The following is a 15,042-nucleotide window of genomic DNA, read 5'->3' as shown; positions in this document are numbered from 1 at the left end:
CCCAAAATACGTCAAGAACGTGCCCGAAATGCGGACACACATCAAAAAACAACAGAAAGACTCAAGCGAACTTCGCTTGTGTTGAATGCGACTACACTGCGAATTCAGATTTTGTGGGCGCTTTGAATATTTTGACGGCTGGGCAAGCCGTGTCAGCCTGTGGAGTGGGAAAGGCTCAAGCGCCCACGTTGAAGCAGGAACCCGCCAAAAGAGCCGTTTAACGACTCTGTTTGGAATCCTCGGCCTTCAGGGCGGGGAGGATGTCAATCTAACAATATTTACTTCCTCGCCGTCCATTCTCCACCAGCTTGCTGAATTTCTTTGAGCGCAAAATCCATCATTGCGGGAAGACGGTCCTGGAGTTGTTCCGTGATCCCATGATGCATGGTCTGAAAGTCAACCGGTTCAATGCCGATAACGACACAATCTGGACGTTTTCCAATGAGTTCGCATGAGATGAGTGTATCGACGAGATCGCTTTGATGCATGGAATCTTTGAAGGCAAGGCTCTTGCGAAGGTCATCTCCGGTCAGTCTGTAAATTGTACCTGGTTCGTCATCGCACAATACCGCATCAAGAACGATGGCAACATCGCATTCAAGCAAATATTCCATCAGCCGCATGCCGAGCGTACCGCCATCAAGTAAGGTGATGTTGTCAGAAAATTCGTACGCTTCCTGTAAAGCATTGACGCAAGCGACACCGACGCCTTCGTCGGTATAAAGGATATTTCCGACACCCAGTACAAGAATTTTTTTTCCCATGATTTCTCTCTTTCGATATGGAGTGTTAACGCTTTATACGTTTATTCACGCAATTTAATAGTAAGAGTGGGACTTCTCAACTGAATTTCAATTGGAGACAAGACGCAAGAGAAGGAGCAACGAAGGTTTTGAGCTACTGTATAGCGTTTATCCTCTGACGATCTAGGGCATAGCTCTCAACCGTTGTCCTTAAGGCGTTCATGTGTTTTTTGATATGTGGTGTTCTGTGGAGCCAATTCAAGCGCTTTTTTTATGTGTATGATCGCTTTATCGAGCTGGTTGCATCGTTCATGGGCAAGTGCAAGCTGGGCATATGTTGTCGTTATGTTGGGATTGCGTTTTATTACTTGCCGATATGCTTCGATTGCTGCAGCCGGGTTGTCGGTATTGAGCAATGTATCACCAAGTTGTCCATAATAATATGGGTTGTCTTGTTTGAATTCGATTGCCTTTTTTATTGCCTTAAGAGCCTCGGCATAGCGTTTTTCGATCGTATGCAGTCTGCTGAGTTGATAGAGTGCGCCATGTGATTCCGGGTTCATCTCCACAGCACGCTCTTGATAAATGTAAGATTCTTTGTAACAACCCATCTTAAATAGTATATTCCCCAAGTGATGCAGGTATTCTGTTTTATTCTCTTGTAGAACAACAGATTTTTGTGCGTGAATTAATGATTCATAGAACATGCCTTGCCGGTCGTATTCGAGGCTCAATTGGTAAAAATAGTTATGGCCTTCCGGATAAAGTTCTGTCGCTTTTTTGAGAAAAAGTATTGCATCATTCGTGTCTTTCTTCTCTTTTAATTTCGTATATTTTTTGAAGCATTGAAACGACATCGTATATTTATCAATGCTGGAATCTGTGGGGATGTCTTCATGACTCATGTCCACAGAGTGTAGAGAAAAGAAGATCTTGGGGTTTTGATTTTTATCTTGGAGGCGTATGTGGTCAATGCAGAGCTCTTTCATTCTTGTGTAAATATAACGAGGGTATACACTGTTATATTTTGTATTTAGAAAGAAGCGAAAGGCATCTGAATCGTATTTTCCTGCTTCGACATAATCAAGAAACTCATAGAAAAAGACGCTCCTGCATGGTTGAGGAGGAGCCCAGAAAAAACGTTCGACATTGCAATTGATAACAACATCAGGTTGTAATTTTTGAATCTCTTCTTCAGAGAAAAGATTGGTATGGAAAAAATATAATTTTGAAAAGTATTCAGCAATTCTATGGAGATGCATGTTGGAGAAAGAATCACCAAAGAGGATGCATGTTTTAAGTTCTGTATTCGTATTGGTGAATATTCTGATGTTTCCTCGATTTTCAAATCCATTCTTCCACGTTTCCGTGACATGAGATGGGATGGCAAGACGTTCGGACGAGGAAATTCTGTGTGGAGAAAATTTATTTCCAAGGTCTCCGATAAATCCATTCTCTTTAATAATATTTGATGTGTCGAGTTGAAGATCGAGTTCTAGTAGAGATGAAAGGGCGTTCCAGCTGTGAGTAAGTCCAAGTTCTGTCCAATGGGAGTCGTTTTTATAGTATAAAAGATGGTTTTCTTTGAATCGAGAGATAATTTTATTAGGGTAGAATACGTGATTTGCTACATTCTGTATTCTCGTTGCAGTTCTGTCTTCTGAGAGAACAATGTTTTCAGGGAGGTACTCATTGTATACGCAATGTTTATTTGGTATTATAAACAGGATGTACTTGGCATTGTACTGTTTGCAATAATCAAATCTTCTGTCTTGTTCTCTTTTCCACTGTTCTTGAAGCGTCTGTGGAAGAGATGTTTTTCCTGTGATTTGTTCGATAACATTATTCGTGTCATTATATAAAAAAAGAAAATCGTCTTTTCCTTCAAGTACCTTTCTTGCTCCCGATGTCATAGCGGATATTTAACCTTAATTTATATGTTTAAATGTAAATTTTGATACGTAGAGCGACGTTGTGGCAAAGAAAAAAAAAATTATCAAGTCGATTCTTTTGGCGCTCGTATCCTAGGGGGGATTTCCCTCCTGTGTAGGAAATGTATATTGTTTATGTTATTGTTGAATTGTATGTTGTAATTTGAAAAAGAATAATTGTATGAATTTGTTGAGCTGTTTTATTCTCTTGATGCAGACTAAATGGTGTTCTAACGGTGTATTATACATATGCTTTGCATAAAATAATTTGGCTATCTATATTGGGGGTATTGATGGTTTTGGAGCGAATTGTTGAGAATTAAACCAGACTCGCCATATATGCGTGATCGATTGTAATCGACTTTATCGAATATTTTGTCAGTTGTAGAGATCTAGCGGACGAGGGCACTGGTGAAAAATCGAGGGTTCGGGAGTTTTGGGGGAAATATCTGAGAGCAAGGTAGGCAACATGGGAATGCCGGTGAAGGAGTTGGATTACTTTCCAGTTACTTTGATGTGATCAGACACGTTGTGATTTCAAATAGCGAGTTGAATGGTCTGGGTAAGATATGAGATGTGTCACATGAGCGGTTGGTCTTCGTAAAATAATGATTCAAAAATGAATATTGCCGGCATATAACGTTCAAGGATGTCGTCCCTGAGCTGCATGTTGAGCGTACCACCATCACCTTAAAGTGATTTTACCTGAACTTGCATATTCTTTCGTAATTTTTTGACGCAGGTGACGGCAGCATCGATAACGCAAATTGTGTTTGTCATAATTTTTCTCGTGTTTTTTGGTAACGTGACGTCCTGAAATTCTCTTCGCAATTTTATACACATTTAACTACATATGCTGTTTGCTTTAACCAGGTTTACGGATGGTGTTTGTTGTTCTGGTAATGTGTTAAGCTATACGGTGTCGTCAACACCGTTGAGTTTATCCTCTTCTATCAAGGAGATTCCATGCGCACACGATTCATTCTTTGGAGCTGTAGCCTCTGGGTGCTCTTGGGATTTTGCGTCGTAGCACAAGCCGCTTCCAACATGGCTTCGGTCTGTTCCTGGGGATATCAGCTTCAAAACGCTGACCCTGCCACGCTGGCAGCATCACCCTATGATCTGATCGTTATGGATTATTCACGCGATGGTACGGATGGCAGCGCTTATACTCCGGCTGAGATTGCACTCATCAAATCCAGTGGAAAGAAAGTGTTGTGTTATTTCAGTATTGGTGAAGCAGAAGATTATCGATTTTATTGGCAATCCACATGGAAGACGAATCCTCCGACATGGCTTGGTCCGGAAAATCCCGACTGGGGCGGCAACTACAAGGTACGCTATTGGGAGGATGATTGGTTTAACACGGTATTGCTTCCATATGTGCAACGTATTGTCGCGGCAGGGTTTGATGGGGTCTATCTCGATATCATCGACGCATACTGGTATTGGTCCGACGACCCGGATGGTCCCGGTGAGCTTGATCTGACGACGGCGGCAAATCGTATGATTACTCTTGTTGGTCAAATATCCCAGACGCTGAAAGCGAGCATTCCGAGCGCATTGATTTTTCCTCAAAATGGAGAGGCTATTATTGATGACGCCGACGAGGCACAGACAGCAATATATTTGACGACTATTGACGGACTCGGGATGGAAGATCTGTTTTATCATTCAACACAGGAAGATCGGACATATCGATTGTCGCTTCTGCCCCAGTACACATCAGCCGGTGTCGGGATTTTCAATATCGAATATATCGATTCGACTGCGTACACCACCTATCGTCAAACCATAGAGGACCAAGCCGTTAAGATTATTCCGTATGCAAGTCATCCGGATCGGTCTCTTGATAGCCTGTCAGGTTTCGTGCCTGATGGATGTCAGGATACAGATGCGCTTTGGGTTATCGGAAATCAATTTTGCATATTGATACAATAGGCATGCCCTGGCTGACAGTGTATTGCGTTTTCGGTGCAAATGGATTGCATTTGCGTTCAAAGACCAAGACTGCCATGTGTTTGCTTTAACGGCCTCGAATATTTCACTTGCTCAACGTTGGAAGTGTGTCTTGTTCTTCTTCGAGCCGGAGGCATTCGTCCACCATTTCGCTCATGCAGGATTGCAGGGTATTTTGGGGCGTAAAGCCAAGCTCCTCGTGTATGCGTGTGCTATCGTAGTCAGCATAGCCAAAGATTTTATCGGTGACGGGAACGCATTGAGCCAGGATGTTGGTGAGGAAGCGAGGGAGCGGGAGTATCTTGGGGGACGTTCCGATGGCATGACAAGCAGCGTTGAGGATGTCGGTGGTGGAGTAGGTTTGTCCATCCGTCACATTGTAGACTCGGCCGGCTGCTCTGGGATTTCGAGCCGCGAGCAGAATGGCCTGGGTGAGATCTTCGACGTGTATAAGTGAGCGCTGGTTGGTAATTCCGGGGAGAATGGCAGGCCGAACCCGGGCTATCTTTGTGATAAGAGCTTTGAGATTTCCTTTGACTCCACAGCCGTAGACGAGGGCAGGGCGAAGTACGGTTGCATGGATACCGGCCTGTGTTGCTGCGGCAAGCAGGTACTCTTCTGCCTGTCGTTTGGCCCGTCCATATTCGGTATCGGGAAATACCGGCCAGTCTTCATTGACTCGAGAACGCCGTGGAGGGCCGACTGCTTTTACCGTACTGAGGAGAATGAAATGGGAAACGCCTGCAGACAACGCTTCGTCGACAAGCGCTTTTGTTCCTTCAAAATTAATCAGTTGATGCAGGCTGTCGGTGTCTTTGCCTCTATCCGTATGCGCGAATCCAGCTGAATGGACAACGGTTCCGACTCCCGTGCAGGCTTCGGCAAGAGAAGCCGGAAAAGTGACATCTCCCCGAATTACCTCGACGTCAGCAGGCCACGTTTCAGGAAGATTCCGTGATAAGCGAACCAACGCTCGAACAGGTATGCCTGCTTCGAGCAATGCCGTCATAATATGGTGCCCAATAAAGCCCGTGGCCCCGGTGACCAACCACGGTTCGGAGTGTGTTGGTGTATACATGGCCTTATTCCCGATGTCGCTCGTATTTAACGTTTCATATTTTCAATGAATCGACCTGATTCGGGAAATCAATAGGGTTTCCACAATGGTCAGGTCACAAGAGCTTGAATCCGTGTTTGACGTAGAAACGGAATGCCGAGGCCGCAAAGTAGCGAATATGTCGCCATCCTTTGCGAGCGGCATAGCCGCCGTGGTGAATGATGCGCATGCTCGGTACATACGCAAGTCGACCACATTCTGTAAAACGAAGGCTTAAATCAAAGTCTTCGAAATAGAGAAAAAAACGTTCGTCAAAACCGTGACAATGCAACAGGTGGACGGTGCGGCAAAACATGCAACATCCACTGACGATGGGCGGATCGAACACAATATCACGCGGATTGATACAGTCGTGCATTTCATACCGGTCTAAACGGGCACGAAAAAACTGTTTGAGCCTGGTCGGGAAGAAACCTCGTGCAATAAGATCAAACACTGTGGGGTAGCGTTTGCAGAGATATTGCTGTTTCCCATCCGGTGCAAAAACAGCCGGTGATATCATACCGACATCAGGGTGGGCGGCCATGAAGTTGAGTGCCTGAACAAGTGCATCAGCTTCAAGCAAGGCATCGGGGTTGAGAATGAGATGAAAGTCGGTCGATGTTTGACCGATAGCCAAATTGTGTCCGGCTCCATAACCGGGGTTATCGGGCCGATGGATGAGCCTCATAGATAAAGGCCGATCAACGTGTGGGGCGGTGGTTATCACCGGGATCGGGCTGTTATCAATGAGGGTCACGTCAAGTCGGGCGCATCCAGCGCGAAGTGCGGCCGTGTGTAACCGGTTGAGCACATTACCGAGAAGACCTACATCGGGTTTGAACACAACAATGGAAGCGCTTATAGTTGGCATAATTCAGACTCGCAACATCAAAAAAACTTGAGAGAACAAGAGCTAGCTATTTTCACAAGACATCTTGGCCTGAAACGCTTCGACTTTCGCTCGCAATGTGTGTTCGCTTTTCGCAATAAGATCCAGATATTGGGTATTTTGAAATCCCCATAACGTCGACTGGACTTCTTCTCGGTGTCCGACGATAAATGGCAATGTCGTGACGACGCGCAAATCCTCCTGTCGTTCAAGATATTTATCTATTGTGTTGTTTTGAGCATCCCGATTGTTGGAGTCCCAATGTGACAACAAGGTCAAAATTTTCTCACTGTAGATATTACACACCATACTTGTCATTTTGTCTATGGTGACAAAAGTCATGCCTTGAAATGTTTCTACCTTGAGAACGCGGGTGTCTTCATGCAGCAGGGCTATGACTCCGGCAAAGACGTCCCATTGTCCTTCTCGTTCACGGAGATAGGTTTCGATGATGTGCATTTTTTCTTCGAAATCACTCGGCAAAAGCACATCATCCTCAATGATCGTGAGTTGTTTGACTCCCTGGTTGAGCGCATAGCGAGAGAGAGTCGAATACGACATTGCACAGCCAATCCATCCAGGACTTAAGCGAACACCATCGAAAATACGACAATTTTGAGGCTGGTTTTCAAGGTAAATCCGGCGACGGGAAATCGTTTCGGGCAAGGAAAGCGCAATTCGAGATCCTGTGCAAGGAAATTCCAATTCATCGTTAGCGAGTTTTTCGACTGGAACGAAATTCATAGCTGCCAGAAAACGGTCAAACATAAAGGCGAAACGTTTCGATCCACACTCTACGGACTTGCGTAATTCAGCGTGCCTTTCGGGGGTGTTTAAAACTGTACGTACGGCTTCGACCATGGCCTGCTCATCCCCTTCAGGGAAGAACGTCACGCCATGAGCCAGTTCTGGATAATCGGATTGGTCTTGCGCAGATTCGGAGACGACCGGTGTGCCCAACGACAAACACTCATGGAGGCGTGGTGTTTCCAGCAGGGCATGTTCATAATAATGAAGATTTACGACAACTTTGGCACGACGAATTTCGTCGATCATTTCTTGCCCAAAGGTATCGTTGCAGAACTTCACCTGAAAATGCTTCTGCAGAATTTGCAGGAGCTTTTGTCTCCGCGGAGAACTCAAGGAGTCTCCATAAAACAAGACGTCGTAACATTTTTCCGGTGTCGGTGCGTCAGATTGAATATAATCTGCGTTGCTTCCAATCGGAAGATAGAAAATATGTGGGTAGGTAATGCCCTTTTGCGCAAGGAATTCAATGTTGATGAGTGCGTAGTCCAGTACGCACAGCGAGTTCTCCAAACTTTTCAGATAGTCCTGGGTAAACCATCGAGAACTGACGGACTGTTCCAATTGAAAGGCGATACGGCGTTCACCCGGCGGAAGTGACTGAAACATCTGTGGACAAATGACAAAATAATAATCGAGATCAAACTGGTCCGGCTCATCAGTAAAGATTTCTGTGGACCATCCGTGCTTTTGCAATCGAGACGCAATGAGATGTGCGATAAACATTGTGTGCGGGGTCGCCATAATGCCCCAACACAATGCTTCTGGTGACGCACAATGTCGGATACTATATCGGGCTCGCTCTGCTTGTATCGTCTTGAGGCGCCGCCAAAATCCCTTGAAATCACCACGAAGAAGATAACGGAACCCGTTCCATACGCGAGGAATCAGGCGGCGTACTTTTCCCCATTGCGTCATCACAACGCGCAGAGGGTGCGTGATACGCCAGGATTTTGAACCTAATAGAGCGGCAATTTGACGATCTCGGGCGTTCAGCTCCCGGCTGAGTTCCCGAATGTGTCTGTCTCTGCTTGCGACGGTTTGCGCCAAGTCGTGTCCGGCTTGTTGCATCGCGCGTTGCATCTCTTCTTCGTGTTCTGCGATGACGCGTTCAAGCTCGGCTATTTGCTGTTCCTGTTTTTCGACAGTACGCGTAAAATGGTTCACGACCTCGTCGCGTTCGCTGATAGTCTGATGTAACCGGGTAAATTCTTCAGATAAAGTGGCACGAAGATCAGTTTCTTCTTGTTGCTGAGCATAATCGCCCCAATCAGCATCATCTACCTGTAATAGCGAGTCTTCTTCAGGTGTTGCCTGTTGGGTCTCATGCTCCAGGTGTTCAGTTGTGGCGCACGTCATGGCTCGCTCTTGCATTAATAGAGATTTGGTTCGTTCTTCTTCGGTCAGAAGACGTTTCGTAAGAACCACATGCATTGCATCCACTGCGCGGGGAGAATTCAGTATTTCGTCTTGGCTTTTCCCTGCTTTTTGAAGTTTGATACCGTATGGACTCAGCTTCATATTTAAGCTTGTCCTTTCAAAACGCGCTTGGGACCACCCTAAATACCAATACCAATCTGTATAGTAAAGCCAACTTCGCTCATTGAACGCATGGATATGCGTAGGGTCTTGCCACGATCCGTACGAGAGGTCATACGGAACCGTTATATGCATTACGCCATCAACATCCAATAAATTGAGGCAATTGTGCATAGCTGTCGTCAAGTCAGGAATATGTTCCAACACGTCATGCGCGATGATTTCTTTAAACGAACTGTGTTGCAGGATGACTTTACCGAATCGTTTTGTATGAAAAATAGAGTTATCCGGAATAGTGACTCCAAAATTCAAGACAATATCTGGTTGCCATCGCTCCTCAATGTCAACATTGAGGTAGTTCTCGAGAAATGTTTTACCGCTTCCAAGGTTTAAAGCGTCTGGACAAATTCCTATCATGCTACTTCTCTCATCCTGTAATTGCACGCGCAATATATGGTTTCATTGGATACTACTCAGCAAAAGCGACGGTACGAGCGACATAAATGCATTGTGATTATTATACTTATGCAACGTTGTGTGGCTTCGAGAAGGGTGTTGCTTCTCTGTCGCGTTGTCGTCAAAAGTCTTGTGATAAGCTCCTGCACGCGTCAGGGGCATCAGGCGTTTTGGAGAGGAAATCAATATTTGGGTAAGGACCAATCCGTATAGATGGACAAGGCAAATCGCAATACGTCCGCAGAGAATAATACGTGCGATATATATTGACGAAAAATTAAAAAAATACAGATTGTTTCTGTTTGTATTCAAGTATCCGATATTGAATGGGATGGCTTGAGTGACGAATAGTGACAAGCGGGCTTTTATCGATTCACGAAAAGTGCGTTGTCGAAGATGTATCACGAGTCCGTACCCGAAGGCGCTGAGGGAGATACGGAGGATTCCGTCTGCATATCAATATGCAACATCGGTATCCCCACCAGTCCTGCCGACGCGCTGGTCGCTTCTGATTTAAAGGCGACGGCATCATGTATCCAGTGGTGTTGAACGTGGTGCTCTTGTGTCCCATTCGCAAGGGCAACATTGATTGCATAGTCGCCAACCGGCAATATGGGCATAGTAAAGGTGAAGTCCGCCTGGAGTGTTTTACCCGCCTGTGTGGATACCGGCGCATCAATAAAACTCAGATAGGTATTTTCGCCAAACAAGGTTTGTCCCAAGCGATCTTTGACGACAAAACCGATAATGGGCGAGTCAAGTTCTTCATAAGCATGCGCTTTAATGCTGATCGTCACGACTTCGCCACCGATTGCCCAGGCAAGGGGATCCCCCTTGTCATTCAATATCTCAACGGAGATAATTTTTGCTCCATTGAGACCAAAAGACGTTGCTTCCGGATCAAATTCAAAAATTTGGAGATCGTTACGGAGATTGCTGCAATTGAGAAATTGTTGGCGTTGATCATAGCGCTTGGTCTGTGCCGGCTGTGAACGAGGAACCGGCGTGGCGTGTTGGGCAGAGCGTGACGTTCCCTGTTGCTCTTCATACATGACCTGAAGGTATGATTCGCATATATCTTTGGGGGCCCCGTACTGGATGGCGTTCCCCTTGTCTAACCAAAGCGCTGAATTACAAAGATTTTTAACGCTAGCGGTGTCGTGACTGACAAAGAGGACCGTCCCAGTCTCCATGAAGTCGCGAAGAAATCGCATACATTTTTGCGTGAAAAAGACATCGCCGACGGCCAATGCTTCGTCGATCACAAGAATATCGGCATCAACATGCGCAATGACGGCAAATGCCAAGCGGACAAACATGCCGCTGGAATATGTTTTTACAGGCTGATCGACGAAGTCGCCGATGTCGGCAAATGCAACGATGTCATCAAAGCGTTCATCGACTTCGTGTGTGTTCAGTCCCAGGAGGGTGGCGTTCATGTAAACATTTTCCCGGCCGGTGAATTCAAGATTGAATCCGGAACCGAGTTCCAACAGCGCGGCGATACGTCCTTGCGTATGCACCTGGCCGTGGGTTGGATTGAGCGTCCCGCAAATCATTTGCAGCAGAGTTGACTTTCCGCTTCCATTGCGGCCGACAACGCCAAGCGTCTCTCCCTTTTTGATCGTAAACGAAACATCGTGCAGTGCCCAAAATTCGCGGTAGTACTGTTTGACCGGCAACCGTAAGGCGTGCTGGATTCGCGGATAGATAAATTGCTTCAGGCGATCACGAGGTTGATCGTATATTTGGTAGCACTTGCTGAGATTTTCAACTGCAATAACGACATCAGAGGACATCGGGAAATCCTTTTCTTGTCTTCTGGAACCAGGCAAAGCCAATGATCGCGACCACGATAGTGCTGAGTGCATAGATCGAGAAGATTTGTAAATCGGGAATTTTCCCCCAATACAAGACATCTCGGACGTGTTGAATAACCGGCGTCAATGGGTTGAGATAAAGAAACTGACGATAATTCTCAGGTAATGCACTGGTTGGGTAGAATATTGGAGAGAGGAACATGAGGACTGTCGTCAATATGCCGACAAATTGCGATACGTCACGTAAATAGACGCCTAAAGAAGCCAGTAACCAACTTGATCCCAGGATGAGCAGGAGGAGTGGAACGAAAACGACTGGGAGCAGAAGGGCGGTCACAGGAGGGAGACCGTAAAACGCTATGTAAGCGGCCATCCATACAAGTAAGCTTACGAACGCATGAAATAAGGCAGAGCCTAGCGCGGCAATGGCCAACACTTCCAACGGAAAAACCACTTTTTTGACATAGTTCACATTTTCCAGAATGAGGCGTGGTGCCCGGTTGATACATTCGGCAAAGAGGTTGAAAACAATGAGAGCGGCAAACAGCACTAAGGCAAATTCCGTTTTTGAGTCACTTTCCGTATTCCAACGAGCCTTGAACACCACGCTGAACACAAACGTATAGACCAACAACATAAAAATAGGATTGAAAAACGACCACAAGATCCCCATGATAGAACCACGATATCGGCCGATAATATCACGTTTAATCAAATTATAAATCAAAGCGCGATGCACCTTCAGAGAACGAAAAAATGCAAGAGGGGAAGCGGAGCATGAATCATGAGGGGGCATGCAGAACTCTCAAGTTTGTACGTTGCCAAAGTCACAGGATTGCATTCATCAATCCAAGCCTGAGGACGGCATGTGTATTGAATTGTTTGCGTATTAGCAATGGGGAGTTTTGAAATGCACAGCCGTACGATGCTGTCTGCCTCAATATTTTAATGTACGGGTCCTGTTCATCTGTGCGTGCGATACAACCAGCGGTACTCAAAGGTGGTTTATTTAAATCTCATACGCCCATAAGGCCTGAGGCCGAAGATTCGCGGGAGAAAATGGAGGCACCCCAATTTCCCCGGATGATCGGAACGATAACTCCGTTGATGAGAGTGGCCTCTTTCCATTGCGGATTTGAGTCGAGATCTCATGTCAGGGGGGATGGCCCTCGGGTTATGCTTGTACTTCCGTTGCCCATTGTCGGCGCAAGGTCCTTCATTGTTTCATTCGCGTGGAGCGAAATTGATGCGAACCTTCTGTACTCCCTTGGTCTCAGAACGTCCAGCGCCTAATTTTCGGTGCTTTTTATGGGATTCCCATCGTGAGGATATATCGCATTTTTTAGGAGCATGATGGTACCACTGATGTGACATCACAATATTTACTTACGCCTGATCGCATGAATGAGAGGAGCATTGTTGTTCTCTCTTGTGGTAGAAACCAATCTTGTTCGCTATATATCTTTGAAGTACTTGTACTTCACCGATGAATGGGAGAGGCGACGAAGCCTCTGAAAGTCAAGGAAAGGGTTGAGAAGGCATCTTGTACAAGGTATAGTTCCGTCTGCTCTTGCTCTCGCGAATAAAGTCTCTTAGGGATGGGGTTGTGGAGAGTCACAGGAAAGCCGGTGCTCATGCAGCCTACATTTTTTCTGATGCCTGCTTGCTTAATCCCCCAACGAGGTTAGTTCGACATCCGGTCAAATTGGCACGTAATTGATGTCAGGGGATAGTTTTTACATCGTAAATATCTCCTCTTGGTAAAGAGTATCAAATATGACCTTTCGTTAGGGTTTCAAGGCTTAGTCACTATGGTCATGTCCTTCTAAAGCAAGGGCTGATGGATCATTAGGAAAAGACTTCGTAACCGTTTTGTCTGATTGCATGGTATCAATGACTTCTTTTAAGGTTTGCGCCTGAATAACAAGTTCATTGATGGCATGTGTAGATTGATTCATTGCATCACTTGTTGTTGACGCAATTTGGTGAACAGTTTCGATACTTCTGTTTATCTCTTCGCTCGTTGCAGATTGTTGTTCTGATGCTGTGGCGATAACGGTTATTTTATCAGCTGTTTGTTCAACGAGAGAAACAATTTGAACTAAAGTTTCACTTGATTTGTTCGCAAGTTGAGTGACCTCTCCTATTGCGACGACAGACTGCTCAACATTGTTGTAGTTGTTTTTGGCTGCAGACTGAATGCCTTGAATTGCTTCTCCTACTTCTTTTGTTGTGGCCATTGTTTTTTCGGCAAGTTTACGCACTTCATCTGCTACAACAGCAAACCCTCTTCCTGCCTCACCAGCTCTGGCAGCTTCGATGGCAGCATTGAGGGCGAGTAGGTTCGTTTGGTCGGCAATGTCGGAAATAACATTTAAAATATTTTCAGTTGCAGATGCTTTCTTGTCAAGACTTCCCATATCTTCAACAGATTGCTGGGCTGATTCGTGTATTTGTCTGATAAAACCTTCTACATTTTCAACAATCTTTGCACCTTCTTCCGCTTTGGTTCTAGCTTGATTTGCTGTTGAAGATGCATCGGAAGCATTTTTAGCTACTTCAATAACAGTCACAGTCATTTCTTCCATGGCTGTAGCTGTTTCATTGGCGCGATCACGTTGTTTTTCTGCACCATCATTGGCATCGTCGACTTGATTGGACAATTCTTCAGCTGCAGAAGAAACCGCATCTACAATAGAAGTGAGTTTATCTGCAGCAAGATGCATTCCATCTTTCAGTGCTTTCTCTGCTTCTCTTCTCATTCTGTTTTTTTCTGTAATGTCTTGGACAACTTCTATGTGGCCAATCTGCTTGCCATCCTTTGATGTGAGATACATAGCGTCGACCTGGAAATCCATATCAAGTCCAGGTTGTGAAAATATAGATGTTTTTTGTCCACGTCTTAAACAGGCAATTCCACACCGATCTGTTCCACAAATGTCGGCTCCCCAGTTACTACATTGCTTTCCAATGATATCTTCACGTTTTGCCCCTGTTACATCCATGGCGGCTTTGTTTATAAAAGTCCAATTCATGTCATTATCTGTTACGGATATTGGCCATGGGATAGAGTCCAGCATTCCCTGATACCAAAATATTGTGCTATCGGTTTTGTCGTAGGCTGTATTGATGTATCGCCCTAATGAGTCAAGGTGGTCTTGGTACTGTGAATTTACTCTGCTCTCGGTGTCTCCAGATGCTATTAATCTCATAATCTCAACAATATGTTCAAGAGGATGAAATATTGTTTTATTTAAGGTTATATAGAGCGCTATGATGAAAATCATGAAGGCTATTATGCATGTTGTTGCCTCAGTCGTAGTTTTAGGTGTTCCTAATTGCCAGAGCATAATAATTGAAAATGCTGTACAAAGACATACGGCTATAAATAGTACTTTTGATTTTACATTGATCTTCATCACTGATTTTCCCCTTTAGTGTTACAAGAAGGAGTCAGATCATTTAGAGGCACTAACAAGACCTCAAATTAATTACAGAACGAGCAGAGTCACAGAGCAAAAAACGAAGACGGATTAGGTTCTTTTAGTTGCTCTTAAACTACAATAAAGCATAAATAATAAATTGAGACAAGTTTTTTATATGTTGGAATGTGAAAAACATTTCATGTCGTTAAGTACAGTGGCATCCAATGTTATTGGATGCTGGTATAGAAAACAAATTGCCGGTGTAAAGTTGAATAAAAGTATGTACTTTGAAGGGATAAGGATGTTTTCTTATAGCAAGGAAAAGAAGACATAAACGTCAATCTCTCCTATCATGACAAGTCCATCGGACGGTT

The 15,042-nt window shown here is 44.9% G+C and carries 10 protein-coding genes; 2 read left to right on the top strand and 8 right to left on the bottom strand.

What is annotated here, in order from left to right:
• Positions 1-221 (top strand): zinc ribbon domain-containing protein (locus tag G451_RS35475; RefSeq protein WP_211236350.1); only part of this gene is annotated, 221 nt, incomplete at its 5' end.
• A 57-nt stretch (positions 222-278) separates the two neighbouring features.
• Here G451_RS35475 and G451_RS0125985 read toward each other — a convergent pair.
• Both G451_RS0125985 and G451_RS0125980 read right to left on the bottom strand, forming a co-directional pair.
• Positions 279-764, bottom strand: coding sequence for a HyaD/HybD family hydrogenase maturation endopeptidase (locus G451_RS0125985; protein WP_027186516.1), 486 nt, complete (start codon positions 762-764; stop codon positions 279-281).
• 176 nt (positions 765-940) lie between these two features.
• Positions 941-2,656: a tetratricopeptide repeat protein gene (locus G451_RS0125980; RefSeq protein WP_027186515.1), complete on the bottom strand. Its 1,716-nt coding sequence runs from the start codon at positions 2,654-2,656 to the stop codon at positions 941-943.
• 984 nt (positions 2,657-3,640) lie between these two features.
• On the opposite strand from G451_RS0125980, the gene G451_RS31885 reads away from it, so the two are divergent.
• Positions 3,641-4,615: an MJ1477/TM1410 family putative glycoside hydrolase gene (locus G451_RS31885; RefSeq protein ID WP_051261933.1), complete on the top strand. Its 975-nt coding sequence runs from the start codon at positions 3,641-3,643 to the stop codon at positions 4,613-4,615.
• Positions 4,616-4,718: 103 nt separating this feature from the next.
• On the opposite strand, the gene G451_RS0125970 is transcribed toward G451_RS31885, so the two are convergent.
• From G451_RS0125970 to G451_RS31880, 6 genes are all read right to left on the bottom strand, one after another.
• Complete coding sequence (locus tag G451_RS0125970) at positions 4,719-5,711, bottom strand: NAD-dependent epimerase/dehydratase family protein (RefSeq protein WP_027186514.1); 993 nt, start codon at positions 5,709-5,711, stop codon at positions 4,719-4,721.
• A 94-nt stretch (positions 5,712-5,805) separates the two neighbouring features.
• Positions 5,806-6,603 carry a glycosyltransferase family protein gene (locus tag G451_RS0125965; protein ID WP_034644115.1) on the bottom strand — a complete coding sequence of 266 codons (798 nt, stop codon included), beginning with the start codon at positions 6,601-6,603 and terminating at the stop codon, positions 5,806-5,808.
• 42 nt (positions 6,604-6,645) lie between these two features.
• Complete coding sequence (locus G451_RS33950) at positions 6,646-9,384, bottom strand: glycosyltransferase family protein (protein ID WP_084448805.1); 2,739 nt, start codon at positions 9,382-9,384, stop codon at positions 6,646-6,648.
• Positions 9,385-9,824: 440 nt separating this feature from the next.
• Positions 9,825-11,222, bottom strand: a complete 1,398-nt coding sequence (locus G451_RS0125955) for an ABC transporter ATP-binding protein (protein ID WP_027186511.1) — start codon at positions 11,220-11,222, stop codon at positions 9,825-9,827.
• Positions 11,212-12,039 carry an ABC transporter permease gene (locus tag G451_RS0125950; protein WP_027186510.1) on the bottom strand — a complete coding sequence of 276 codons (828 nt, stop codon included), beginning with the start codon at positions 12,037-12,039 and terminating at the stop codon, positions 11,212-11,214. Before G451_RS0125950 ends, G451_RS0125955 begins: the two co-directional genes overlap by 11 nt.
• A gap of 1,006 nt (positions 12,040-13,045) precedes the next feature.
• Positions 13,046-14,323, bottom strand: coding sequence for a methyl-accepting chemotaxis protein (locus tag G451_RS31880; protein ID WP_156921832.1), 1,278 nt, complete (start codon positions 14,321-14,323; stop codon positions 13,046-13,048).
• Positions 14,324-15,042: the final 719 nt, after the last annotated feature.

This window comes from Desulfovibrio inopinatus DSM 10711 (assembly GCF_000429305.1).
Taxonomy (GTDB): domain Bacteria; phylum Desulfobacterota; class Desulfovibrionia; order Desulfovibrionales; family Desulfovibrionaceae; genus Alteridesulfovibrio; species Alteridesulfovibrio inopinatus.
This window is presented reverse-complemented; position numbering and strand designations above follow the sequence as displayed.